This is a genomic window from Methylobacterium sp. NMS14P (assembly GCF_028583545.1).
Taxonomy (GTDB): domain Bacteria; phylum Pseudomonadota; class Alphaproteobacteria; order Rhizobiales; family Beijerinckiaceae; genus Methylobacterium.
The window spans coordinates 6,098,538-6,119,207 of sequence record NZ_CP087106.1 but is presented as its reverse complement, the minus strand read 5'-3'; the positions used below and the strand labels follow the sequence as shown (position 1 = coordinate 6,119,207).

The following is a 20,670-nucleotide window of genomic DNA, read 5'->3' as shown; positions in this document are numbered from 1 at the left end:
AATGTGCGCGGGACTTCACGATCACTCGGGCCCGATGCGTCGCCGCGCGGCGCCCGCTACCCAGGACGCCGGAAACCCGTCAGAACGGCGCGCTCCGTGCGGTGCGGGACATGATGGGCAGGATGTGAGCGGCATGGCGACCGACGAGACGGCCGACATCGTGGTCATCGGCGGCGGGATGGTCGGCCTCGCCAGCGCCATCGCGCTGAGGGATCGCGGGCTCGACGTGGTGCTGCTGGATCCCGGCGAGGCGCGGGCCCGGACCTCCTACGGCAATGCCGGCGTGGTCAGCCGCGGCTCGATCCTGCCGATGTCGAGCCCGGCCCTGTGGGGCAAGCTCCCGGCCTACCTGCGCAACGCCGATCGCGGCCTGCGGCTCCACTACGCGCATCTCCCGCGGATCGTGCCCTACACGGCGCACTTCCTCGCCGCCGCGCGCGCCTCGCGCTGGCGCCGCGCCGCGGCGGCGCTGCTGCCGCTGACCAGCGCCGCCTATCCGGCACACGAGCGCCTCGCGGCCCGGGCCGGGACCGGCGACCGGCTGCAGCGGACGGGCTGGATCAAGGCCTACCGCACCGAAGCGGCCTTCGCGTCCGCCGCCCTCGAGCGCGAGATCCTGGCCTCTCACGGGGTCGCCTTCGACATCCTCGACACCGCGGCGCTGCGCGCCCTCGAGCCGGCGCTGGTGCGGCCCTACGCGCGGGCCATGCTGCTCACCGAGACGGGATCGGTGCGCGAGCCCGGCCGGCTCATCGAGGCGTGCGAGGCCCTGTTCGCCGGCCTCGGCGGCCGTCGCCTGCGGGGCAGCGTCGCCCGGCTGGAGCCCGAGGCGGGCGGCTGGCGCGTCGATCACGACGGCGGCGCCATGCGGGGCCGGCAGGTCGTCCTCGCGGCCGGCGCCGCCTCCGGGGCGATCGCCCGGACCCTCGGCTACCGCTTCGCGGTGGCGGCCGAGCGCGGCTACCATCGCCACTACGCCCTGCATCCGGACAGCCCGCCGCTGACCCGGCCGGTCCTCGACACGGGCGCGGGCTCGATCCTGTCGCCGATGGGCGAGGACCGGGTCCGGGTCCTGTCCGGCGTCGAGCTCAACGCCCGGGCCGCCGCCCCCGACCACACCCAGATCGAGGCGGCGTCCCGAGAGGCGGCCGGCACCCTGCGGCTCGGCGGCCCGCTGGACAACGCGCCGTGGCTCGGCTCCCGCCCGTCGACGCCCGACGGGATGCCGGTGATCGGCCGCGCCCCCCGGCACGACGGCCTGCTCTTCGCCTTCGGCCACGGCCATATCGGCCTGTCCACCGGCCCGATCACCGGCGAGATCGTCGCGGACCTCGCCACCGGACGGGATCCGGCGGTGCCGGTCGCGGCCTTCGCGCCGGAGCGGCTCCTGCGCTGGCCGCGGCTGCTCTGAGGGTATTTTCGATCAGCGCCAGTCGTAGGGATTGTAGGGCTCGAGCGCGGCCTCGACCTTCCGCAGGAAGTCCGGCTGGCGCTGGAGATCGGCCTCCCGGGCGAGCGCCCGGAGGAACGCCTGCGGGCCGTGCTCGAGGTCGCGCGTCAGACCGTTGTAGCGGTCGGCCGGCTCGACATGGGCGGGGTTGACCGCGACGCGGTAAGCGAGGCCGCAGGTCGGCGGGTCGATCCCCAGGCGATAGCAGATCCGGACCCGGGCGAACGGCACGTCCGGGCGGTAATCGACCCGGTAGCCGCCGAGCCGGAAGGCGCCGCGGGTCGCGCGCTCCGCGTAGGCCAGCGTCCGCGCCACGGTGGTGAAGCCGGCGGTGCGCCGGTCGCGCACGAGGTCGATCGCCGCGCGCTCGGTGGGCACGAAGGATTGCGCACAGGCGGGGCCGGACACCAGTGCGGCCAAGAGTGCGGGGACAGCGAATCTCATGGCTTCTTCATGCAGACCGCGACGGGCTGGGCATCCTTGGCGGCCTTGGCGGTCATGTCGAGGCAGCCGACCGTGGACACGCCGTCCGTGACGGTCACGGACGGCAGAACCGCCATGCCTCGGCAGTAAGCGCCAATCAATTCCTCGTCACGGCGGCACGCCACGTCGAGGCGCACCTGGCTGTTCAGGGACGGTCCCGGCGGGCCGGCCGGTCCGGCCGGCCCCGGGTCGCCCGTGAGTCCGCGGGCCCCGGTCGCGCCGTTCACCCCGGCCGGGCCGGCCGGCCCAGGCGGTCCGCGATCACCCTTCGCCCCGGGAGGCCCGGCCGGTCCCGGCTTCGGCGCGTCGCAGGCGGCGAGCGCGAGCGCCGTCGCGCCGACCACGAGCGCGATCAGGGGGGATCTCATGCGGTTCTCCGGCCACGCCTGCGCGCGAGGAACTGGTGCGCGCCCGCGGGGCGTCAACCGCGCGTCGCCGATCAGCCCGCCCTTATACAACTCAGAGTAGCAGACCTTTTGATAAGCCCGGTCTAGTCGATCGAATTAAGAGTTTTGCAAAAGCTTGGCGTCACATCGGATGAGATGGCTATTCCGCACTGATCTGCTCGCTCATGAACGGCCGAGGACTTTTACCCGAGCAGGGCAGAGCGACGCCAGGTTGTCTCCTGAAGCGTCTCGGGCGTGACACCGGCGGCGCGGCCGCGGTAGAGTTCGCCCTCGTGGCCCTGCCCTTCCTGGCGCTGTGCGGTGCGATCATCCAGATCGTGTTCCAGATGTGGGCGACGCAGAATTTCGACCGCGCGCTCCAGAACGCGGTCCGGACGATCTTCACCGGCCAGTTCCAGCTCGACACCGCGGGCCAGACCAATCCTGCGACCGTTCTGGCGACCCTGAAGGCGCGGATGTGCGGTCCGGCCAGCAGCCCCGTCGCCACCGTGTTCAACTGCCAGAACGTCAAGATCGACGTCTCGACCGCGAGCAACTTCTCGAGCGCCACCGCCGCCAAGCCGATCGACGCCGCGACGGGCACGTGGAACACGAGTTTCGGCTCCAACTACAAATGCGCCTCGCCCGGGACGATCGTGATTGTCACGGCGGCGGTGCCGTTCCCGACCTTCTTCAACCTGATGGGCCTGAACACGAAGCAGTTCACCAGCGGGTCCGCAGCGGGATCGAGCCTTCTGACGTCCACGGCGGTGTTCCGCACCGAGCCCTATCAGATCGTGGGAGCGAGCCCGTGCCCGTCCTCACCGTCCTGACCCGGCGGACGGCGCGGCTCCGGCACGACCGGAGCGGCAGCGCGGCCGTCGAGTTCGCCGTCATCCTGCCGATCCTGCTCGCGATCTGGGCGGGCATGACCGAGATGACCCACGCCATCGACGAGTGGCGCAAGCTGACCCAGCTCGGCCGCACCGTGGCGGACCTGACGGCGCAGGGCGACACGCAGAACCCGATCAGCACCGCCGTGATGAACGACATCCTCGCCTCCGCCACGGCGGTAATGCGCCCGTTCGACACGTCGAAGATCAAGATCGTGGTGAGCGCCATGGGCATCGACACGAAGAATCCGAGCGGTCCTCCGGTGGTCTGCTCCAGCGTGGCCAACGCCAACGGGGCCGCGCGGAGCCCGGGCGCCGCGGCCGGCCTGACCGTGCCGGACGGCTACCGCTTACCGGGCATGCGCTACGTCCTCGCGGAGGTCAGCATCAGCTATACGCCGATGGTCGGGAGCGCGCTGGTCAAACTCGCCCAGGGCGTGAGCAACACGATCACGTTCACCAGCAGCGCTCCGTGGCCGACCCGCGGCGGCCAGGCCTACGGCACCAGCACCTACACGGAAGTCGTCCTGCCGGACGACAAACACGCGAATTGCGATGGCACGAAAATCGACCGCAAAACCTGACGGCCGCCGCGGGCGGCACCGCGACGTCCTGCGCGACAGCGGCGGAAACGTCGCCCTGCTGTTCGCGTTCCTGAGCGTGCCGATGGTGATGGTCGGCGGCGCGGCGATCGATTACGGCTTCGCCACCCGGCTGGAGACGAAGCTCCAGGCCGCGACCGACGCTACGGCGCTGCTGCTCTGCCAGACGCCGCTGACGACGTCCGAGGCCGAACTCAACGTCCTGGCGCAGACGACCATGACCGGCGCCATGGGGGCCGCGAAGCTCGTCGTCGATCGGCTGGCCATCACCAGCAGCCCGCGCAAGATCACTCTGACCGCACACAAGCAGTCGACGACCTTCTTCGGCGGCCTGACCGGCACACAGCGGATCAACCCGGGCGCCGTCTCGCAATGCGCCACGCCGCTGCCCAAGACCTTCGAGATCGCCCTGGTGCTCGACAATACGGGCTCGATGGCCGCGTCGAGCGGCGGACAATCGAAGCTTCAGGCCGTCCAGACGGCCGCGACCGACTTCGTCAACTACGTCTATACCAGCCCGGCCTTCTCCAGCGCGACCAAGGTCGCGATCGTGCCCTTCGCCGCCGCCGTGGCGGTCGACCCGTCCGCCTATCGCTACGCGAGCTGGATCGATCAGAACGGCCTCTCCAGCTACCACTGGACCAATATCGTCCAGTCGAATCCGGCGCCGTTCAAGAACCGCTTCGAGGTTTTCGCGAAGCTGCAGGCGGCGAACCGGAACTGGGGCTGGGCCGGATGCCTCGAGGCCCTTCCCTACCCGTTCAACGTCCAGGACGGCGCGCCCACCACCAAGGATTCGTTCTACGTGCCGCTGCTCGCCCCCGACGAGCCGGGCGACAGCGCGTCGGGCGTCGCGCCCTTCCCGGTCGGCAACCAGAGGACGACGGCCTACAGCTACAACAGCTATATCGACGACGAGACCGGCCCCGATTGCCGGAACAGCAACGCCTACAACACCGCGCTCGGCCAAGCCTGCAAGTACATCAATCCGAAGGACCCGGCGTCCGGCTCGCCCCTCGGGATCCCGAACGGTCCGAATTTCGGCTGCACGACCCAGCCGCTTCAGCGGCTGACCAACAACACGAGCGCGTTGAAGACCCTGATCAGCAGCATGGCGCCGTCAGGATCGACCAACATCCACGAGGGTTTCATGTGGGGCTGGCGGACGCTCTCGCCCAACAGCGTCTTCGCGGACGGGCAACCCTACGCGTCGAGCGCGAACAGCTCGAACGCCACGACCATCAACAAGATCATCATCCTGATGACCGACGGCACGAACAGCTGGGGTACCAATTCGAGCGCGCCGACCGGCTCGCTGTACTTCGCGGCCGGCTATTTCCGGAACGCCAACGGTACGACGCCGAACCCGCGCCTGACCACGGCGTATCAGAACACCAATATCGCCGACGGTAATACGGCGCGGAAGGCGCTCGACGCGCTCACCGCCGAGGCGTGCGCGAACACGAAGGCGGTCAACGTCTCGATCTACACGATCGGCTTCAGCATCCCGACAGATCCGATCGATTCGGCCGGGCAGACGCTGCTGCGGAACTGCGCCTCGTCGCCGGACCAGTTCTACCTCGCCAACTCGTCCGACGACCTGATCAAGGCCTTCAAGTCGATCCAGGCGAGCATCGGCGCGCTGCGGCTCACGCAGTAGGCGTCGCGCCGGGGGAGCGCGGGATCCGGCGCGCGGCCGAGTCCCGATCAGTCGTCGCGGTAGACGCGCTCGCGGCGTTCGTGCCGCTCCTGGGCCTCGAGCGACAGGGTCGCGATCGGCCGCGCGTCGAGGCGGCGCAGGGAGATCGGTTCGCCGGTCTCCTCGCAGAACCCGTAGGACCCGTCCTCGATCCGGGCCAGCGCCGCGTCGATCTTGCCGGTCAGCTTGCGCTGGCGGTCCCGGGCCCGCAGCTCGATCGCCCGGTCCGTCTCGGAGGACGCGCGGTCGGCGAGGTCGGGGTGGTTCTCGTTCTCGCTCTGCAGCGCCACCAGCGTATCCTGCGCCTCGCGCAGGATGTCGTTCTTCCAGCTCAGCAGCTTGCGCCGAAAATATTCGCGCTGCCGGTCGTTCATGAAGGGCTCGTCGTCGGACGGGACGTAGCCGTCCTCCAGCTGCACCTTCGCCATGCGTCACCCTCGCTGGATGGTAAACCGCCCACCAGGGGATGGCCGGTGTGCGGCGATAACGTGAGGTGCCGTATAGTCGAGGTGCCTCAGCGCCACAACGCACACGGATGCAGGGGCTGTAACTGGCTGTCACTGCATCGCCGCGTGCGGCAAACAGGCCACGGTACAGATGTTTTACGCTGTCATCTGGTCCGCAACCGTACGATCGCCTCGGCGATCTCGGTCGTCAGGCTCCGGGCGATCGGCAGCCTGTAATGGGTCTGGTCGAAGAACTGGTCGGGATCGGCCGCCGCGGGACGGCCGTCGCGCCAGTCGACCACCGCGCTCGGGGCGTGAGTCGCCAGCACGGCGCGCACCTCGGCCCGGCAGGCCGCCTCGGCCCGCGCCCGGGGGCTGCCGGGCGGCGGCTCGCCGCGGGCGTAGACCGGCGGGAACACCACCACGACCGGCGTCTCCGCCGGGATCCGGGTCAGCTCGGCGCGCAGGCGCGCCGCGATCGGGAACGGGCCGCCGTGGTGCGGCTCCGGCTCGGGCCCGACCGGCTTCTCAAGGGCCGCCTTCTTGGCGGGATCGACGCCGAAGCCCTGGCTCAGGTAGTTGCGCTCGTAATCCCACCAGCCGTCGGCCGCGGCGGTCTTGCGGCGCGGGTTCAGGAGCCAGCCCAGGCGGTTGACCGTCTCCTGCGCGGCCGAGAAGCGGATCAGCCCCCGCAGGTAGGCGGGCCAGTCGCCCACGAGCCAGTAGGGAAAGCCGTGCTCGCTCGGGAAGGACGGGTCGTCCGCGCACCAGAACGCGTCGGCCGAGAGCACGATCGCGGCGGGGCGGGCATGGTGCTGCAGGTACCATCCCAACAGGGCGAATTGCTCGGAGGGGCCGGTGGCCGGCACCGAGAGCTGGAGGAACGGGATGCCGGTCAGCCGCGTCAGGGCCGCCGGTTCGATGAGCTGGATGTGCGAATTGCCGATCACCACGCCCGCGTAGGCCGGGTCGCGGCCGCGGACGGCCGAGGCGGTGCGGGGTCCCTGCGGCCGCACCGTGCCCCGGGACAGCAGCGCCGAGCGGCCGGTATCGTAGGGATCGACCAGCACGGCGAGCGCCAGGTAGCCCGCGAACAGGAAGACCGTCGACAGGAACAGGGTGCGGGCGAAGCCGCGCCAGTCCCGGTCGGTCGTGGGGGGTGCGGGCGCCATCCTCAGAACTGGAAGTAGATGAACTCGTAGTTCGCGTCGTCGCCGATCTTGAGCAGGACGAGCACGAACAGCAGCGCGAAGCCGTAGGCGAGGAGCCGCCGCGGCGGCAGGCGGTGCACCGCGTTCCAGGCTGTGGGTCCGACCGTCGCGACCAGCGCGGCGACCGCGATGGTCCGCCACTTGAAGCCGGAACCCCTGGGCGCCAGCCCGAACAGCCCCTTGAAGATCGCGAGGGCCGCCTCGAAGCTCGTCGCCCGGAATAGCACCCAGGTCAGCACGACGAACAGGCTGGTGAGCGCCCAGCCGAGGGGTGCGGGGATCGCGATCCGGGCCCGGCGCGCCAGGACCCCGGCCCCGAGGCCGATCCCGTGCAGCGCGCCCCAGGCGAGGAAGGTCAGGCCCGCCCCGTGCCAGAGGCCGCCGAGCGTCATCGTGGCCACGAGCGCCCCGACTTGCCGCGGCAAGCCGCGCCGGTTCCCGCCCATCGGGATGTAGAGGTAGTCGCGCAGGAAGCGCGACAGGGTCATGTGCCAGCGCCGCCAGAATTCGCGGAGCGACGTGGCGCGGTAGGGCACGTCGAAGTTCTGCGGCAGGACGAGGCCGAACAGCAGCGCGATGCCCAGCGCCATGTCGGTGTAGCCGGAGAAGTCGAAGTAGATCTGGAAGGTGAAGCCGAGCGTGGCCTGCCACGCCTCCACCACCGTGACGGCCTTGCCGGCGGCGGCGGCCTGGAACACCGGGTTGACGTACTCCGCGAGCGGGTCGCCGAGGAACACCTTCTTGGCGAGGCCGACCGTGAGCAGCATCAGCCCGCGGGCGAAGCGCTCGGCGGCGTCGGGCCGCGCGTAGGGCGCCTCGTCGAACTGGTGCATGATCTCGCTCCAGCGCACGAGCGGGCCGGCGAGAACCTGCGGGAAGAAGGCGATGTAGAGGGCGTACTTCACGAGCCCGAAGCCCGGCGCGCGGCCGGCCCGCAGGTCGGCCAGATACATGATGTGGTGGAAGGTGAAGAACGAGATGCCGAGCGGCAGGGCGAGGCCGAGCCGCTGCGCCTCCAGGCCGGGGATCAGGTTGGCGAGGTCGGCCGCGAAGTCGAGGTACTTGAACACGCCGAGCAGCGCGAGGTTGGCGGCGATCGCCGCCGGGATCAGCCAGCGGCCGGGCCACCGGCGATAGGCCCGGGCCACGCACCAGTTCGCGAGGATCGACCCGGCCAGCAGCGGCACGAACCGGATGTCCCACCAGCCGTAGAACACGAAGGACAGGACGACGAGGAGCGGCAGCCGCCACGCGGGCGCGGCGCGCGCCACCAGCCCGTGCAGGATCAGCGCGGCCGGCAGGAAGGCGAGGAGGAAGACGAAGGAGTTGAACAGCATCGGGCGAGGCGGCGCGGAGGAGCCCGGATGGGCCGCCGTTGTCTCCGAGCGGGAGGGACCGCCTTGTCGGGGATCGGGGCCGGCCCGTCAATCGCCGCTCCGCGGACGGGGCCGGTCCGCGGCGGTCCCGTCCGGCTACGCGGCGGCGACGGCGCCCGGTCTCACGCCCCTCGGCGGGCCGCCTCGATGGTCAGGCCCAGCCCCACTGAGCCGAACGTGTCGCCCTCCACCACCCGGGCGGCGGGCAGCGCGGCCGTGAGCGCGGCGCGCAGGTGCGGCAGCCCGGTGGAACCGCCGGTGAGGAACAGGGCGTCGACCCGCTCGGCCGTCAGCTCCGCCTGCGCGAGGCAGCGCACGATCCGGGCCGCCACGGCGCGGGCGAGGTCGCCGGTCTGGGCGGCCAGGGTCGCGCGATCCACCGGCACCGCGAGCCCGGGCTCCAGGAGTCCGAGATCGAGCACCGTCGCGTCCCGCTCGGAGGCCGCGATCTTGGCGCCCTCCACCGCCCCGGCCAGGGCGTGACCGCGCTCGCCCTCCACCGCCTCGCGCAGCCGTGCGAGCAGGTCGGGCCGGGCGCCGTCGCGGATGACCTCGTCGATCTCGCGCAGGGTCTTCTGATTGTAGAGGCGGTTGATCGCCGACCACGTCGCGAGGTCGTGGTAGTAGGCGTTCGGCACCGCGAGGTCGCCGCGGCGCATCGGGCTCCCGAGACCCAGGAGCGGCATCACCGTGCCGAGGCTGAGCTGGCGGTCGAAATCGGTGCCGCCGATCCGCACGCCGTCGTTGGCCAGGATGTCGCCGGCCCGGTCCGGCCGCCCCCGGCGCTCCGGCGCGAGGCGCACGATCGAGAAGTCCGAGGTGCCGCCGCCGATATCGGCGACGAGGGCGATCTCCTCCGCGCGGACCTGCCGCTCGTAGTCGAGCGCCGCGGCGATCGGCTCGTACTGGAACGAGACCTCGCGGAAGCCGACGTCGCGGGCGATGTCGCGCAGCGTGTCCTCCGCGCGGCGGTCCGCCTCCGGGTCGCCGTCGACGAAGTGGACCGGGCGGCCGTGGACCACGCTGTCGAGGCTCTGGCCGCTGGCGGCCTCGGCCCGCGCCTTCACGGCGGTGAGGTAGCGCGCGATGACGTCGCGCAGGCGCAGCCGCTGGCGGCCGACCGGCGTCGCCTCCTCCATGAGCGGCGTGCCGAGAACCGACTTCAGCCCGCGCATCAGCCGGCCGGACCGGCCCTCGACGTAGGCCGCCGTCGCGGCCCGGCCGATGATCGGCTCCCGGCCGAGCTCGAAGAAGATCGCGCTCGGGATCGTCCGGTGCGCGCCCTCCAGGGGCAGCAGCGTCGGACCGTCCGGGCCGTCATGCCCCAGGGTGGTGTTCGACGTGCCGAAATCGAGGCCGCAGGCCGCCATCGTGTCGTGGGTCCGGGAATGGGAGAAGGGTCGTGGGCCTACAGGGCTGACATGCCGGGGTCCAGGCCGGAGGAGCAGGGCCCGGGGCTTCCGAACGGGGGTTGACGGCACGCTCGCCCCTCGGCGGCGGCCGTCGAGCGGATCCGCCCCGTCGCCCCGGGGCCGCGGCGCGCGACAGTCAACCGCCCGAGCTCGCGCATGCGGGAAGCGTGGACAGCGCGCCGTCGACCCACCCGGACCCGCCGGGCCGTGCTATGAGGCCCAATGCGTTCCGACATCGATCTCGGCCTGACGGGCGAGCGCCCCGCGCTCCTCGACCTCACCGAACTGCTCGCCACGCGGCTCCTGGTCCAGGGCAATTCCGGGTCCGGCAAATCGCACCTGCTGCGGCGGCTCCTCGAGCAGAGCGCCGGCCTCGTGCAGCAGGCGATCATCGATCCGGAGGGCGACTTTGCCAGCCTCGCCGACCGCTACGGCCACGTCGTGGTCGAGGCCGACGGCGACGACGTCGCCCTGCAGCGCATCGCCGCCCGGGTGCGGACGCACCGGGTCTCGGTGGTGCTGTCGCTGGAGAACCTCGACGCCGACGGCCAGATGCGCGCCGCCGCCGCCTTCCTGGGCGGGCTGTTCGACGCCGACCGCGACCATTGGTACCCGATGCTGGTGGCGGTGGACGAGGCGCAGCTCTTCGCGCCCGCGGCCGCCGGCGAGGTCTCGGACGAGGCGAGGCGCCTGTCGCTCGGCGCGATGACCAACCTCATGTGCCGCGGCCGCAAGCGAGGGCTCGCCGGCATCATCGCCACGCAGCGCCTCGCCAAGCTCGCCAAGAACGTCGCGGCCGAGGCCTCGAACTTCCTGATGGGCCGGACCTTCCTGGACATCGACATGGCGCGCGCCGCCGACCTCCTCGGCCTGGAGCGCCGGCAGGCCGAGACGTTCCGCGACCTGCCGCGCGGGCATTTCGTGGCCCTGGGGCCGGCCCTGTCCCGGCGCCCGCTCACCATCGCGGTCGGGCCGACCCAGACCGTGAGCCGGAGCTCCTCGCCGGTCCTCGTTCCCCTGCCCGATGCCCTGGAGGATGCCCGCGCGCTGATCCTCACGGCGAGCCCAGCGGAGACCGTCGCGCCGCTGGCGCCGCGGCCCAAAACGCGCCCGACGCCGGCACCCGACGTGCTCGTCCAGCTCGCCAATTACCGTCCGCCGGCGCCGGCCGAGGATCCGGAGGAGGAGCCGATGGACCCGGAGGCCCGCGAGGCGGCGCTCGCCGAGGTGCTGGCCTCCGTGCTGGCGGATGCCGACGCCGCAGCCTGCACACCCGCGACGCTCTACCAGGACTTCACGGTCCGCTGCCGCATCCGTCGACTGCGCGGCGACACGATGGGCCTGCCCGAGTTCAAGCGGCGGCTCGCCGTCGCGCGGGCCGAGGCCGGCGGCGCGGTCGCGGACAATTCCGGCTGGGAGCAGGCCCAGGCGATCGCGGCCGGCCTGCCGGACGACCTCGCCGGGCTGTTCCTCGTGGTCGCGCGGGCCGCCATCGAGGGCGCCCCCTGCCCGACCGACACCATGCTGGCCGAGGCCTACGGAACCAGCTCGGGCGGCCGGGCGCGGCGGATGCTGGCCTATCTCGAGGAGCGCGGCGCCATCGTCACCCGCAAGGACCTGCGCGGCGCGCCGATCATCGCGGTGCCGGATCTCGGCGTCGAGACCGGACCGGGCGAGCCGCAGATGCTGCCGACGGGGCCGAAGCGGCGGGCGGTGTAGCGGGATCGGGCACCCGCCCGTCGCGGTCGCGGGGACGCGCCCAGCGACGGGCGCGGGTGGCCGATCAGACGCCCCGGGCCATCTCCAGCTTGGCCAGCTCCACCGCGGCCCGCAGCTCGATCTCGGCCATGAGACCGTCGAGCCGCGGATCCCCCGAGAGGCCGGCACGCTCGTTCAGGCGGCCGGCGATGGCGCGCAGATCCTGCGGGGCGACGCGGCCGCCGAGCAGCGCCGCCTTCAGCCGGTCGAGACCGTCGAGAAGGTCCTGGCCGCGCTGGGCGGAGCGCCGGCGCCGCTCCTGGGGCGTGTCGGCCTCGGCCTGGAGAAGCAGGACCGCGTCGAGCCCGGCGAGCGTCGCGGCGGCGGCCGGCGCGCCGGCCGACGTCGGCGACGACGGGGCCGCGCCGAGGCTGAAGGCTGCGCCGCCCTCGGGCTTCCGGGCGGACGCGACTCCGCCGGCGCTCTGGATCGGCTGGCGGGTCTCGACACGCATGATCCGGTTCGCGTTGCTCCAAGCGCCCCCGCGCAGAACCGGAAATTCCGCCGCCAGGGTTAAGCGCGGGTAAACAAGGCGGCAGAAGCTGCCGGGTCGGCAGGTTCGGTGCCGGTGCCGCGGAGCGCGCGGCCGGGAATGGTCCGAAAAAAATTCCTTCTCTTCAACAGCTTGCGCGGATCGAGCGACTGGCACGACCCTGGCAGGATGGCGTCAGGTCCGTCACGGTCGAAAACACGGCATGCGCCCGCGTCACGCGTTCAGTCCTCTCCGGTCTCTCCTGGCGGCCCTCACGGGCGCCCTCCTGCTCGCCGCCCTGTCCGTGCCGGCGCTCGCCCTGTCGCGGGTCAAGGACCTCGCCTCCATCGAGGGTGTCCGCCAGAACCAGCTCGTCGGCTACGGCATCGTGGTCGGCCTCAACGGCACCGGCGACACGCTGAACAACATCCCGTTCACCAAGCAGTCCCTCCAGGCCATGCTGGAGCGCCTCGGCGTCAACACCCGCGGCGCCACGATGCGCACGCAGAACCTCGCCGCCGTGATGGTGACCGCGAGCCTGCCGCCCTTCGCCGCGCAGGGCACCCGGATCGACGTGACGGTCTCGTCGCTGGGCGACGCCAAATCGCTCCAGGGCGGCACCCTGCTGGTGACGCCGCTGCTGGGCGCCGACGGTGAGGTCTACGCCCTGGCGCAGGGTTCGGTGGCGATCGCGGGCTTCTCGGCCGAGGGCGACGCCGCCAAGATCACCCGGGGCGTGCCCACCAACGGCCGGATCTCCAACGGGGCCAACATCGAGCGCGAGATCGCCTTCAAGCTGAACGACGCCCGCGCGCTCCGGCTGTCGCTGCGCAACCCGGACTTTACCACCTCGAAGCGGATCGCCGCCGCGATCAACGACTTCATGGGCGCCGACACCGCCGAGCCCACCGACCCGGCCACCGTCACGATCCAGATCCCGGCCCGCTACAACGGCAACATGATCCGCCTCATCACCGAGGTGGAGCAGCTCAAGGTGGAGCCCGACCAGACCGCCCGGGTGGTGGTCGACGAGCGCTCCGGCATCATCGTCATGGGCCGGGACGTGCGCGTGTCGACGGTGGCGATCGCGCAGGGCAACCTCACGGTCACCATCACCGAGCAGCCGCAGGTCAGCCAGCCGGCGCCGTTCTCCGACGGGCGCACCGTCGTGGTGCCGCGGACGGGGGTGAAGGTCGATACCGGGGACGGCAACAAGCTCGCCCTGGTGAAGGAGGGCGTCAGCCTGCGCGAGCTGGTCGACGGCCTCAACGCGCTGGGGGTCGGCCCGCGGGACCTCATCTCGATCCTCCAGGCGATCAAGGCCGCGGGCGCGCTCCAGGCCGATATCGAGCTGATGTGACCGGACCGACGCGAAGGAACGATCCATGCTGCAACTCGCCAGTCTCGCGGCCAGCGCCGCCGCCAGCGTCGGAACCTCGGTGGCCGGGAGCGCCGTCGACGGGATCATCAAGACCGCCAACAAGGCCAAGGCCCTCAAGACGGCGACCGAGTTCGAATCGATGTTCCTGGAGAACAGCCTCGAGCGGCTGACCCAGTCAGAGGGCACCGACGGACCGCTGGGCGAGAACGGGACCGGCGGCGGCGTCTACCGCTCGATGCTGACCAAGGAATACGCGAAGCAGATCGTGAAGAGCGGCGGCGTCGGCATCGCCGAATCGGTTTTCCGTGAGATCATGAAGATGCAGGGTGCGGCGAGCGATGGAGCGATCAATGCAAAGGGCTGAGCCGCTGCGCGTCGGGGACCGGATCACCGCCGAGGCCCTGGTGGCGGGCGTGCTCGGCAACATGGCGGCCCTGGAGGCCGTGCTCGCCGAGGAGGCGGCCTACGTCCGGGAAGGGCGTCTGCAGGAGGGCGTCGCCGCGGCCGAGCCGAAGGCCGCGCTGGCCGCCGCCTACATGCAGGGCCTGGAGGTCGCGAAGGCGAACGCGGTCGCGCTGAAGCGCTTCCACCCCGACGGGGTCGAGGCCCTGCGCACGGCGCACCGGCGGTTCACCGCGGCCGTGGAGGCGAACCAGACGGTGCTCGCCAGCGCCAAGACCGTCTCGGAAGGGCTGATCAAGACCCTGGCGGAGGAGATCGGCCGGGCGCAGCTCCCCTCCGGCTACGGTCGGCAGGCCCCGGCGCCCTCCCCCTACGGCCGCGGCGTGCGCAGCGGACCGCTGGTCCTCTCGCGCAACCTCTAGGGCCCGCCCTGACGGCGGCCGGCGCCGATCCTGACGTAGGTCCGCACCTCGCCGAGATCGGTGTCGGCGCGGTTGTCGACCGCGATTCGCCCGGCGACGGCCGGCGCCGCCGCGGCGCCGCGGCCCGCTCCGAGATCCACCCCCGCGACGACGCGGCCCGAGACGCGGATGCAGCTGTCGCTTCCCGGCAGGCGCACGAAGCCCTGGCCCTTGGACGGGCACGGCGCCGGGCCGGGGATCACCGGCAGATCCCGCAGGTCGAGGGCGGCGGCCGGTCCCGCGCAGGTCAGGATCGCCGCGAGGGCGGCGCAGCTCCGGAGGCGGCCGCGCATCTCAGGCCGCCTGGCGGGCGAGATCCCGGTGAAGCACGTCGATGTAGAGCTCGACCTCGCCGATGAAGCCGTCGAGATCGGGCTCGTGGATGCGCAGGCGGGCGAGGTCGCGCAGCAGGATGTCGAGGGCGATGGCGCGCTCGTCGGGATGCGCGTAGCCCGCGAGATAGGTGTCGACGGCCTGCTCCACCAGGACGATCGCGCCGATGCGCGGGACGGCTCCGAGGCGGAGGACGAGTTCGATGGGTCCGGGCAGCGCCATGCCGACCTCTCCTCAATCGAATGACGGCGCGTGGGCGCGACCGCACGCTGCGCTTCATTCCCGGAAAGCGGCAAGACTATGGTGAATCTGAACGGTCACAAAACTTTTCAAACGTCAGGCGCGCCGTCACCGGTCGGCACCTTCGGCTCAGCCGATGTAGTTGACGAGCGAGAGCTTCGAGAGCGTCGCGGTCACCTGATAGCTGGCCTGGAGCCGGTTCTGCACGTCGAGCAGCTTGGTGATGACCTCCTCGGGGGAGATCTGCTCGATCCCGTCGAGGGTGTTCTGGACCGTGTTCTGGGTGGCCTTGTTGGTCGTGCTGGCGTTCGAGAGCCGCGTCGACGCGACGGTCAGCTGCGTGATGGTGTCCTGCACGCTGGGGGTCTGGTTGACGGAGGTGAGCAGGCCGCCGGCCTTCGTCGCCACCGTCTGGTAGGTGTTGTAGGTGTTCGAATCGTTGGTGGTCGGCAGGCCGAAGGCCATGGTCGCGAGGCCGGCGAGCACGTTCTGGACCGTCGGATCGTTGGCGCGGGCGCCGGTTCCGACGCTCCCGGTCGCGCTCACCTGGACCGACTGCGTGTCGATGGCCGGCGTCGGCTTCCCTGTGGCGGGATCGTAGCTGTTCTCGCCCTGGTACCACAGCACCGTGTTCTGGGGCGTGGCCGCCGTGTAGCCCACCGGGTTCTTGCTCCCGTCGTACACGATGCGCTGCGGCATCACGCCGGCCCCCGCCGGACCGCCGTTCGCCGCGCCCGAGAAGAAGTTCGACGCGGTCGCCGCGGTGGCGTTCACCGCCAGCGTGCTGCTGGCCGCGCCGGTGAGTGCGTTGCTCAGCGTCGTCGACAGGTTCGCCATCGTCTGGGCGGGCGTCGAGCCGATGGCGAAGCTGGTGATCGATTTCGGGTCCGCGCTCGCCGCCGCCGTGAGCGTGATCGTCGTCGAGGTCCCGTCCGCCATCTTCAGCGCGAACGACACGGTGTCGCCGGCACTCGGCTGCGTCGTCATGCTGAGGCTGAAGCTGGCCGGGCTGGTGGCCGTGCCCGGCGTGTAAGTCGCGCCGATCGCCGAACCGGTCGTCGTGGGCGTGCCCGCCAGGGTGAAGCCGAACTTCCCGCGCGTCGCGTCGTTCGCCTCCTCGGTGACCTGCACGGTCGTGGTCGGACTGGCCGGCGTCTGCGTCAGGCGACCGTTGCCCCCCGCGCCCAGCTCGGCGGCGACCCGCTGCGAGATCAGGGTCGAGAGCCCGTCGAGCTTGTTGCCGCTCGCGTCGGTCGTGCCGTTGAGGATCTTGCTCGAATCGACCACCGGCTGGGTCGTGGTGTTGCTGCCGCCGAACAGGTAGTTGCCCGCCGCCGATTCGTTGAGCGTGTCGAGCGCCGTCTGCAGGTTGGCCAGCGCCGTCGACCGGCCGGAGACCGAGTTGGCCGCCACGCTCTGCAAACCGTTCTGGAGCATCGTCCCGGTGGATGTGCCGAGCGTCGCCACCTGCGTCAGGCTCGTGACCGCGAGGTTGGTCCGGGTCTGCGCGGCGGTGATGCCGGCGGCGTAGCCGGTGAGCGCGCTCAGGGTGGCCTGGGCGGACAGGGCCGTCGACCGGCCGGAACCGAGGCCCCCGTAGGTCTGCGAGACCTGACCGCTGGAGAGCTGGTTGGTCAGGTCGTTGAGCTGGCTCTTCAGCGTCTGGAGCTGCGAGGCGTTGCGGGTCGTCAGGTACGAGCCGGCCGCGAAGGGCGTGATCGTCGTCATGATCAGATCTGCAGCAGCTGGGTGAGCATGTCGCGGGCCGCGGTGAGCACCCGGGCGTTGGCGCCGTACGCGGTCTGCAGGGCGATCAGGTTCGACATCTCCTGGTCGATATTGACGCCTGCGCCGGCGGAGAACCGGCTCTGCGCGGTGGAGAGCGCCGTCTGCTGGGTGGCGTCGAGCGCCGACGCGTTCGACGCGTTGGCGCCCTGCGTGGAGACGATGTCCTGCGCGAAGCCGATCACGGTCGCGTTGTAGGGCGCCGAGACGCCGCCGATGCCGCTCGACGACGAGAAGGTCTGCTGGTTCGCGGTGAGCGCCGAGAACAGCTTCTGGGCGCGGGCGCCGGACGCGCTCGTGTCCGTGGCGCTGGTCGCCGTCAGCGCGGCCGTGTTGCCCGCCAGGGCGCCGTTGACCGTGATGCGCTGGGCGAAGCCGGTGAGCTGCGAACCTTGATCGACCGAGCCGGTGTAGAGTTTGTTGGGTGTGCCGTCGACGAACAGGGCGAGCGACGGGTTGCCCGTCGACAGGTCGGTCACGGACGACATAGCCGTGATGTTGGCACTGGCCGACGTCACCTTATTGGTGTTGCCGGCCGCCGGCCCGATCGTCACGGCGGCTCCGGTGCCCGAAGCTGTCACCGTCGTCGAGAGACCGAGATTGCCAAGCGCAGCGTTGATCGCACCGGCATAGTCCGATCCCGCGCTGGGAATCTTGAACGTCTGGACGAGGGCCGTCGAATCCTTCGTCAGATTCGCGGGGATCGAGGCGGCATCGTTGTTCGACGCGACCAGGATGACGTTGCGAACCGCACCGTTCACGGTCACGGGGAAGGTCAAGGTGTTGCCCGGCTGCATGCCGGCCAGATCGATGGCCGTCTGCGTGCCGTCGGAGGTGCCTGTAACCGTCTTGTCGCTCAGTGCGCTGGAGAGGCCGGCCGCGAGATCGTCCAGCTGACGTTGCGCCTGCGGCAGCGTCTGGTCGCGCAGCTCGATTCCGGCCGCCAGGCTGCCTGAGCGCAGCGCGCCGGGAGCGCCGAGGTCGATCTTGCCACCGCCCGGCAGGGTGGCTGTGATTGTGCCAACCGTACGCTTCGTCGGGTCGGTGGAGTAAGCGGAATTGGCGTCGAGGGCACCCCGCCCGTCGAACCTGAGGGTCGCGGCGTTCCCATGATCCACGAGGGTGACGCCCGACCGGGTGATCACCGAAACCGTTCCATCCCGCTGTTCGGATGTCTGCACGTCCATATAGCTCGACAGGCTGTTGATCGCCTGGTCCCGCTGGTCCTGCAAGGCGGTCAGCGCCGTGCTGTCAGTGTTGTTCTGGATCTTGCCGTTCAGTGTGGCGATGTTGGCCAGCAGCGTGCTGGCGGCGCTCGTATCGCTTCCGAGCTGCGACTCGACGCCGGTACGAAGATTTTGCACCGTGTTGGCGGAACTGTTGATCAGGCTCGCCAGCGCCGAGGCGTTGCCCAACACGGTGGTCCGGGCGGCCGCGGAAGTCGGGTTGGCGGCAAGCTCCTGGAGCGACTCGGTGAAGGTGTTCAGCGTGCCGTCCAGCGAGGTCGAGCTGCCGGGAACGCCATAGAGGGCGTCGAGCTGTGTGGCGATCCCAGCCTTGGTGCCGGTATAGGCTGCCCCCGAGGTCTCGAGTCGCAACTGACCCAGAGCCGCCGCATCGAAGCTGCGGGTGATGGTCCCGACGGCGACGCCGGAATTGTTGATCCCACTGGCTACCGTCGAGACTGTGCGCTTGACGTAACCGGCGGTCCCAGCGTTCGCGACATTCTGCGAGACGATGTTGATGGCCGCCTGCGTCGCGGCCAGACCCGCGGTCGCGGTTGAAATCGCGTTCAGCGACATCTCACACCCTCCAAGCCGGGAGCTTGCACCTCAATCAGCGAATCACATTCAGCAGATCGGACATCATCGTCTGGGCCGTCGACATGACCCGAGTGTTCGCAGAGTATGCCTGCTGGGTTACGATCATCTTAGAGAATTCGCTGGCAATGTCCGTATTCGACTGCTCGATGGTGGCCCCGTTGATCGTGCTGCCGTTGAGGCCGGTCAGCGGCGGCCCGGAATCGGCGGTCTGGAGGTAATTGCCCTTCCCATCGGCCTTGAGGCCGTCGGGATCGGCGAATTGCGCGATCCCGACAGTGGCGACGGGGATCACGGACCCGTTTGAGAAAGTCCCGTTGATCTTCCCATCCTCGCCGACCGCGACAGTCATCAGCGTCCCGGCGCTGTTGCCGTCCTGATTGAGCTTCTTCGTGGTCACGGCGCCGCTGGCATCGGCGTACTGTGTTAAGCCGCCACTGATATCTAGATTGAGGCTCGCGAAACTATAGTCACCGATCTGAACACCTGTTAGCGCCACAGGTGCGGTAGAGGCAGGACTGGTCAATTGACCCGTTGAGTCGAAATTGAAGGTTGGCCCGGTTTGGGTCCAAGACGGCGTGTCCGTGGTGCTACCGTTGTAGTACAATTGCCACGATGACGGTGACGTCCCAGCGGTCGACGTCTGGACCCAGCGCATGCTGATCGTGATTGGCGCGCCAGTCGTGGTGTAGCCGGTGATGGACGGACCGGCGATGCTGTTGGCCGGCTGAGCCGACGCACTTACCGTCGGCGTCGCCGGTAGGTTGGCCGAATACTCGATCGTCTTGGTAGGTTGGGCAGGAAGCGTCAGGTTGCCGATATTGACAGGACCGGTGCTCGTGACCTGACCGGTCTGGGGATCCAGATTAGTCCCGGTCAGGTATCCGCCCGCACCGTTAACAAGATATCCGTCCTTATCCTGCGAAAAATCGCCGCGCCGCGTGTAAATATTGGCTCCGCTAAACGTCGGTTGATTGTTGGCATCGCCGGTCTTCTGGACTACGGTGAAGAAGCCGCTGCCGGTGATCGACATGTTGGTCGGAACGCTGGACGACACAACGTTGCCGGCGATCGTGTTGGTCAGCTGCGACTGGGCCAGCACGGATCCCGCAACCTCGCGCTTCGGCGTCGTTTCGGCCATCAGGTCGACGAAGCTGGTGTCGATGCGCTTGTAGCCGGTCGTCTGCGAGTTCGCGATGTTCCCGGAGATGTTGCTGATGGCGTAGGACTGCGCCTGGAGTCCGGAGACCGAGGTCTGCAGGGCGGAGAAAAGATCCATGGCGAACGATCCCGATGCGCGCCGCTTCGGCCCGCAGGCCTGAGCCGCCGCAACCGGCGTGCCAGGACTAAGTCTTTGAGAAATCGAGCCCGTACTGCCGCCGACCCGGCAGGGTTCGCCGATCTCGACGGTGCGCCCGGCAGATCCTGCCGGGTCGGCTCCGCACGCCGCTTGGTCCCGCCCGGCAGATGCGCCCGCCGCGTTTACGCGGTGTTATTCGACACGCGCGAAGATGCCGCCGGGCCGGGGCCACGCGCGGTGAGTCCTGTCCGGAAGCGCTGAACGGGTACGGATTTCGGATCTCGGGATCATGCGGGCGAAACGGACAAGCCTCGTCCACATCATCTACTTCTCGCGCCTGAACCTGTCGTCGGACGCGGCGAAGCGGTCAGAGCAGATCGGCGAGATCGGTCGTATTGCTCAGAAGAAGAACGAGTTCGCGGTGATCACGAGCTTCCTGGTCATCGAGGGCAACTTCGCCTGCCAAGTCATCGAGGGGGAGCGCACGTCGGTGCACGAGACCTTCGATCGGGTGAGTGCCGACAGCCGCCACCGCGACGTCCAGATCAGCGAGTGGCGCGAGATCACCAAGCGCGAGTTCGTTCACTCGTTCAAGAGCGCGCAGCGCACCGTCGGGAACGACACCCTGTTCGCGAAGGCCAACCTGCTCCCGATGCTCCAGCGCGGAACGCCGAAGGCGTCCGCGATCCACGGGCTGTGCCTGTCGCTCCAATCCGACGCGATGTCCCGTCAGGGCATCGACCACCTCTTCATCTGAGCC

General features: G+C 70.2%; 21 protein-coding genes. 9 read left to right on the top strand and 12 right to left on the bottom strand.

Going from position 1 to position 20,670, the window contains the following annotated elements; all coding sequences use genetic code 11:
• Positions 1-133 precede the first annotated feature (133 nt).
• On the top strand, positions 134-1,411 hold the full coding sequence (locus LOK46_RS29145; RefSeq protein ID WP_273561769.1) for an NAD(P)/FAD-dependent oxidoreductase: 1,278 nt from the start codon (positions 134-136) through the stop codon (positions 1,409-1,411).
• A 12-nt stretch (positions 1,412-1,423) separates the two neighbouring features.
• On the opposite strand, the gene LOK46_RS29140 is transcribed toward LOK46_RS29145, so the two are convergent.
• Both LOK46_RS29140 and LOK46_RS29135 read right to left on the bottom strand, forming a co-directional pair.
• A complete protein-coding gene (locus tag LOK46_RS29140; protein WP_273561768.1) occupies positions 1,424-1,894 on the bottom strand; it encodes a hypothetical protein in 471 nt (156 codons plus the stop codon).
• Complete coding sequence (locus tag LOK46_RS29135; RefSeq protein ID WP_273561767.1) at positions 1,891-2,301, bottom strand: hypothetical protein; 411 nt, start codon at positions 2,299-2,301, stop codon at positions 1,891-1,893. Before LOK46_RS29135 ends, LOK46_RS29140 begins: the two co-directional genes overlap by 4 nt.
• Positions 2,302-2,612: 311 nt before the next feature.
• Between LOK46_RS29135 and LOK46_RS29130 the strand changes: the two genes are divergently transcribed.
• From LOK46_RS29130 to LOK46_RS29120, 3 genes are read left to right on the top strand one after another with little or no spacing between them, the layout of a single operon-like run.
• Positions 2,613-3,152, top strand: coding sequence for a pilus assembly protein (locus LOK46_RS29130; RefSeq protein WP_273561766.1), 540 nt, complete (start codon positions 2,613-2,615; stop codon positions 3,150-3,152).
• Complete coding sequence (locus LOK46_RS29125; RefSeq protein ID WP_273561765.1) at positions 3,131-3,796, top strand: TadE/TadG family type IV pilus assembly protein; 666 nt, start codon at positions 3,131-3,133, stop codon at positions 3,794-3,796. The genes LOK46_RS29130 and LOK46_RS29125 overlap by 22 nt, the downstream gene beginning before the upstream one ends.
• A complete protein-coding gene (locus LOK46_RS29120; protein WP_273561764.1) occupies positions 3,768-5,474 on the top strand; it encodes a TadE/TadG family type IV pilus assembly protein in 1,707 nt (568 codons plus the stop codon). Before LOK46_RS29125 ends, LOK46_RS29120 begins: the two co-directional genes overlap by 29 nt.
• Before the next feature lie 47 nt (positions 5,475-5,521).
• Here LOK46_RS29120 and dksA read toward each other — a convergent pair whose 3' ends face one another.
• The 4 genes from dksA to LOK46_RS29100 all read right to left on the bottom strand — a co-directional run bounded on the left by dksA (position 5,522) and on the right by LOK46_RS29100 (position 9,916).
• Positions 5,522-5,941 carry an RNA polymerase-binding protein DksA gene (gene dksA / locus LOK46_RS29115; protein ID WP_012322444.1) on the bottom strand — a complete coding sequence of 140 codons (420 nt, stop codon included), beginning with the start codon at positions 5,939-5,941 and terminating at the stop codon, positions 5,522-5,524.
• Between the two features lie 182 nt (positions 5,942-6,123).
• Positions 6,124-7,131, bottom strand: coding sequence for a hypothetical protein (locus LOK46_RS29110; RefSeq protein ID WP_273561763.1), 1,008 nt, complete (start codon positions 7,129-7,131; stop codon positions 6,124-6,126).
• A 2-nt stretch (positions 7,132-7,133) separates the two neighbouring features.
• Complete coding sequence (locus LOK46_RS29105) at positions 7,134-8,507, bottom strand: MBOAT family O-acyltransferase (protein WP_273561762.1); 1,374 nt, start codon at positions 8,505-8,507, stop codon at positions 7,134-7,136.
• A gap of 161 nt (positions 8,508-8,668) precedes the next feature.
• The gene (locus LOK46_RS29100) at positions 8,669-9,916 is read right to left on the bottom strand and encodes an Hsp70 family protein (protein ID WP_273561761.1); all 1,248 of its coding nucleotides are present in this window, start codon (positions 9,914-9,916) and stop codon (positions 8,669-8,671) included.
• A gap of 264 nt (positions 9,917-10,180) precedes the next feature.
• Between LOK46_RS29100 and LOK46_RS29095 the strand changes: the two genes are divergently transcribed.
• The gene (locus LOK46_RS29095; protein WP_273561760.1) at positions 10,181-11,677 is read left to right on the top strand and encodes a helicase HerA domain-containing protein; all 1,497 of its coding nucleotides are present in this window, start codon (positions 10,181-10,183) and stop codon (positions 11,675-11,677) included.
• Between the two features lie 64 nt (positions 11,678-11,741).
• Here LOK46_RS29095 and LOK46_RS29090 read toward each other — a convergent pair whose 3' ends face one another.
• Positions 11,742-12,170 (bottom strand): flagellar assembly protein FliX, encoded by a 429-nt coding sequence (locus tag LOK46_RS29090; protein WP_273561759.1) that lies wholly within the window; start codon positions 12,168-12,170, stop codon positions 11,742-11,744.
• A 241-nt stretch (positions 12,171-12,411) separates the two neighbouring features.
• Here LOK46_RS29090 and LOK46_RS29085 point away from each other — a divergent pair, with 241 nt between their 5' ends.
• The 3 genes from LOK46_RS29085 to LOK46_RS29075 are packed head-to-tail and all read left to right on the top strand — an operon-like array spanning position 12,412 to position 14,393.
• On the top strand, positions 12,412-13,548 hold the full coding sequence (locus tag LOK46_RS29085; protein ID WP_273561758.1) for a flagellar basal body P-ring protein FlgI: 1,137 nt from the start codon (positions 12,412-12,414) through the stop codon (positions 13,546-13,548).
• A gap of 25 nt (positions 13,549-13,573) precedes the next feature.
• A complete protein-coding gene (locus LOK46_RS29080) occupies positions 13,574-13,933 on the top strand; it encodes a rod-binding protein (RefSeq protein ID WP_273561757.1) in 360 nt (119 codons plus the stop codon).
• Positions 13,920-14,393, top strand: a complete 474-nt coding sequence (locus tag LOK46_RS29075; RefSeq protein WP_273561756.1) for a hypothetical protein — start codon at positions 13,920-13,922, stop codon at positions 14,391-14,393. The genes LOK46_RS29080 and LOK46_RS29075 overlap by 14 nt, the downstream gene beginning before the upstream one ends.
• Here the strand turns inward: LOK46_RS29075 and LOK46_RS29070 are convergent.
• The 5 genes from LOK46_RS29070 to LOK46_RS29050 all read right to left on the bottom strand — a co-directional run bounded on the left by LOK46_RS29070 (position 14,390) and on the right by LOK46_RS29050 (position 19,889).
• Entirely contained in the window at positions 14,390-14,725 is a 336-nt protein-coding gene (locus LOK46_RS29070) for a porin (protein WP_273561755.1), read from the bottom strand. The genes LOK46_RS29075 and LOK46_RS29070 overlap by 4 nt on opposite strands.
• A gap of 1 nt (position 14,726) precedes the next feature.
• On the bottom strand, positions 14,727-14,987 hold the full coding sequence (locus LOK46_RS29065) for a hypothetical protein (protein ID WP_273561754.1): 261 nt from the start codon (positions 14,985-14,987) through the stop codon (positions 14,727-14,729).
• Between the two features lie 147 nt (positions 14,988-15,134).
• Entirely contained in the window at positions 15,135-16,733 is a 1,599-nt protein-coding gene (locus tag LOK46_RS29060) for a flagellin (protein WP_273561753.1), read from the bottom strand.
• Between the two features lie 2 nt (positions 16,734-16,735).
• The gene (gene flgK, locus LOK46_RS29055) at positions 16,736-18,592 is read right to left on the bottom strand and encodes a flagellar hook-associated protein FlgK (RefSeq protein WP_273561752.1); all 1,857 of its coding nucleotides are present in this window, start codon (positions 18,590-18,592) and stop codon (positions 16,736-16,738) included.
• A gap of 34 nt (positions 18,593-18,626) precedes the next feature.
• The gene (locus tag LOK46_RS29050) at positions 18,627-19,889 is read right to left on the bottom strand and encodes a flagellar hook protein FlgE (protein WP_273561751.1); all 1,263 of its coding nucleotides are present in this window, start codon (positions 19,887-19,889) and stop codon (positions 18,627-18,629) included.
• Positions 19,890-20,199: 310 nt separating this feature from the next.
• On the opposite strand from LOK46_RS29050, the gene LOK46_RS29045 reads away from it, so the two are divergent.
• Positions 20,200-20,667, top strand: coding sequence for a BLUF domain-containing protein (locus tag LOK46_RS29045; protein ID WP_273561750.1), 468 nt, complete (start codon positions 20,200-20,202; stop codon positions 20,665-20,667).
• The last annotated feature ends 3 nt before the right edge of the window (positions 20,668-20,670 follow it).

Bases quoted from the DNA above. Each gene is read 5' to 3' on its own strand.
- LOK46_RS29045 (WP_273561750.1), top strand. From the start codon at position 20,200: ATGCGGGCGAAACGGACAAGCCTCGTCCACATCATCTACTTCTCGCGC.
- LOK46_RS29095 (WP_273561760.1), top strand. From the start codon at position 10,181: ATGCGTTCCGACATCGATCTCGGCCTGACGGGCGAGCGCCCCGCGCTC.
- LOK46_RS29085 (WP_273561758.1), top strand. From the start codon at position 12,412: ATGCGCCCGCGTCACGCGTTCAGTCCTCTCCGGTCTCTCCTGGCGGCC.
- LOK46_RS29050 (WP_273561751.1), bottom strand. From the start codon at position 19,889: ATGGATCTTTTCTCCGCCCTGCAGACCTCGGTCTCCGGACTCCAGGCG.
- dksA (WP_012322444.1), bottom strand. From the start codon at position 5,941: ATGGCGAAGGTGCAGCTGGAGGACGGCTACGTCCCGTCCGACGACGAG.
- LOK46_RS29090 (WP_273561759.1), bottom strand. From the start codon at position 12,170: ATGCGTGTCGAGACCCGCCAGCCGATCCAGAGCGCCGGCGGAGTCGCG.
- LOK46_RS29075 (WP_273561756.1), top strand. From the start codon at position 13,920: ATGCAAAGGGCTGAGCCGCTGCGCGTCGGGGACCGGATCACCGCCGAG.
- LOK46_RS29140 (WP_273561768.1), bottom strand. From the start codon at position 1,894: ATGAGATTCGCTGTCCCCGCACTCTTGGCCGCACTGGTGTCCGGCCCC.
- LOK46_RS29110 (WP_273561763.1), bottom strand. From the start codon at position 7,131: ATGGCGCCCGCACCCCCCACGACCGACCGGGACTGGCGCGGCTTCGCC.
- LOK46_RS29135 (WP_273561767.1), bottom strand. From the start codon at position 2,301: ATGAGATCCCCCCTGATCGCGCTCGTGGTCGGCGCGACGGCGCTCGCG.
- LOK46_RS29070 (WP_273561755.1), bottom strand. From the start codon at position 14,725: ATGCGCGGCCGCCTCCGGAGCTGCGCCGCCCTCGCGGCGATCCTGACC.
- LOK46_RS29060 (WP_273561753.1), bottom strand. From the start codon at position 16,733: ATGACGACGATCACGCCCTTCGCGGCCGGCTCGTACCTGACGACCCGC.
- LOK46_RS29100 (WP_273561761.1), bottom strand. From the start codon at position 9,916: ATGGCGGCCTGCGGCCTCGATTTCGGCACGTCGAACACCACCCTGGGG.
- LOK46_RS29120 (WP_273561764.1), top strand. From the start codon at position 3,768: ATGGCACGAAAATCGACCGCAAAACCTGACGGCCGCCGCGGGCGGCAC.
- LOK46_RS29105 (WP_273561762.1), bottom strand. From the start codon at position 8,507: ATGCTGTTCAACTCCTTCGTCTTCCTCCTCGCCTTCCTGCCGGCCGCG.
- flgK (WP_273561752.1), bottom strand. From the start codon at position 18,592: ATGTCGCTGAACGCGATTTCAACCGCGACCGCGGGTCTGGCCGCGACG.
- LOK46_RS29145 (WP_273561769.1), top strand. From the start codon at position 134: ATGGCGACCGACGAGACGGCCGACATCGTGGTCATCGGCGGCGGGATG.
- LOK46_RS29080 (WP_273561757.1), top strand. From the start codon at position 13,574: ATGCTGCAACTCGCCAGTCTCGCGGCCAGCGCCGCCGCCAGCGTCGGA.
- LOK46_RS29065 (WP_273561754.1), bottom strand. From the start codon at position 14,987: ATGGCGCTGCCCGGACCCATCGAACTCGTCCTCCGCCTCGGAGCCGTC.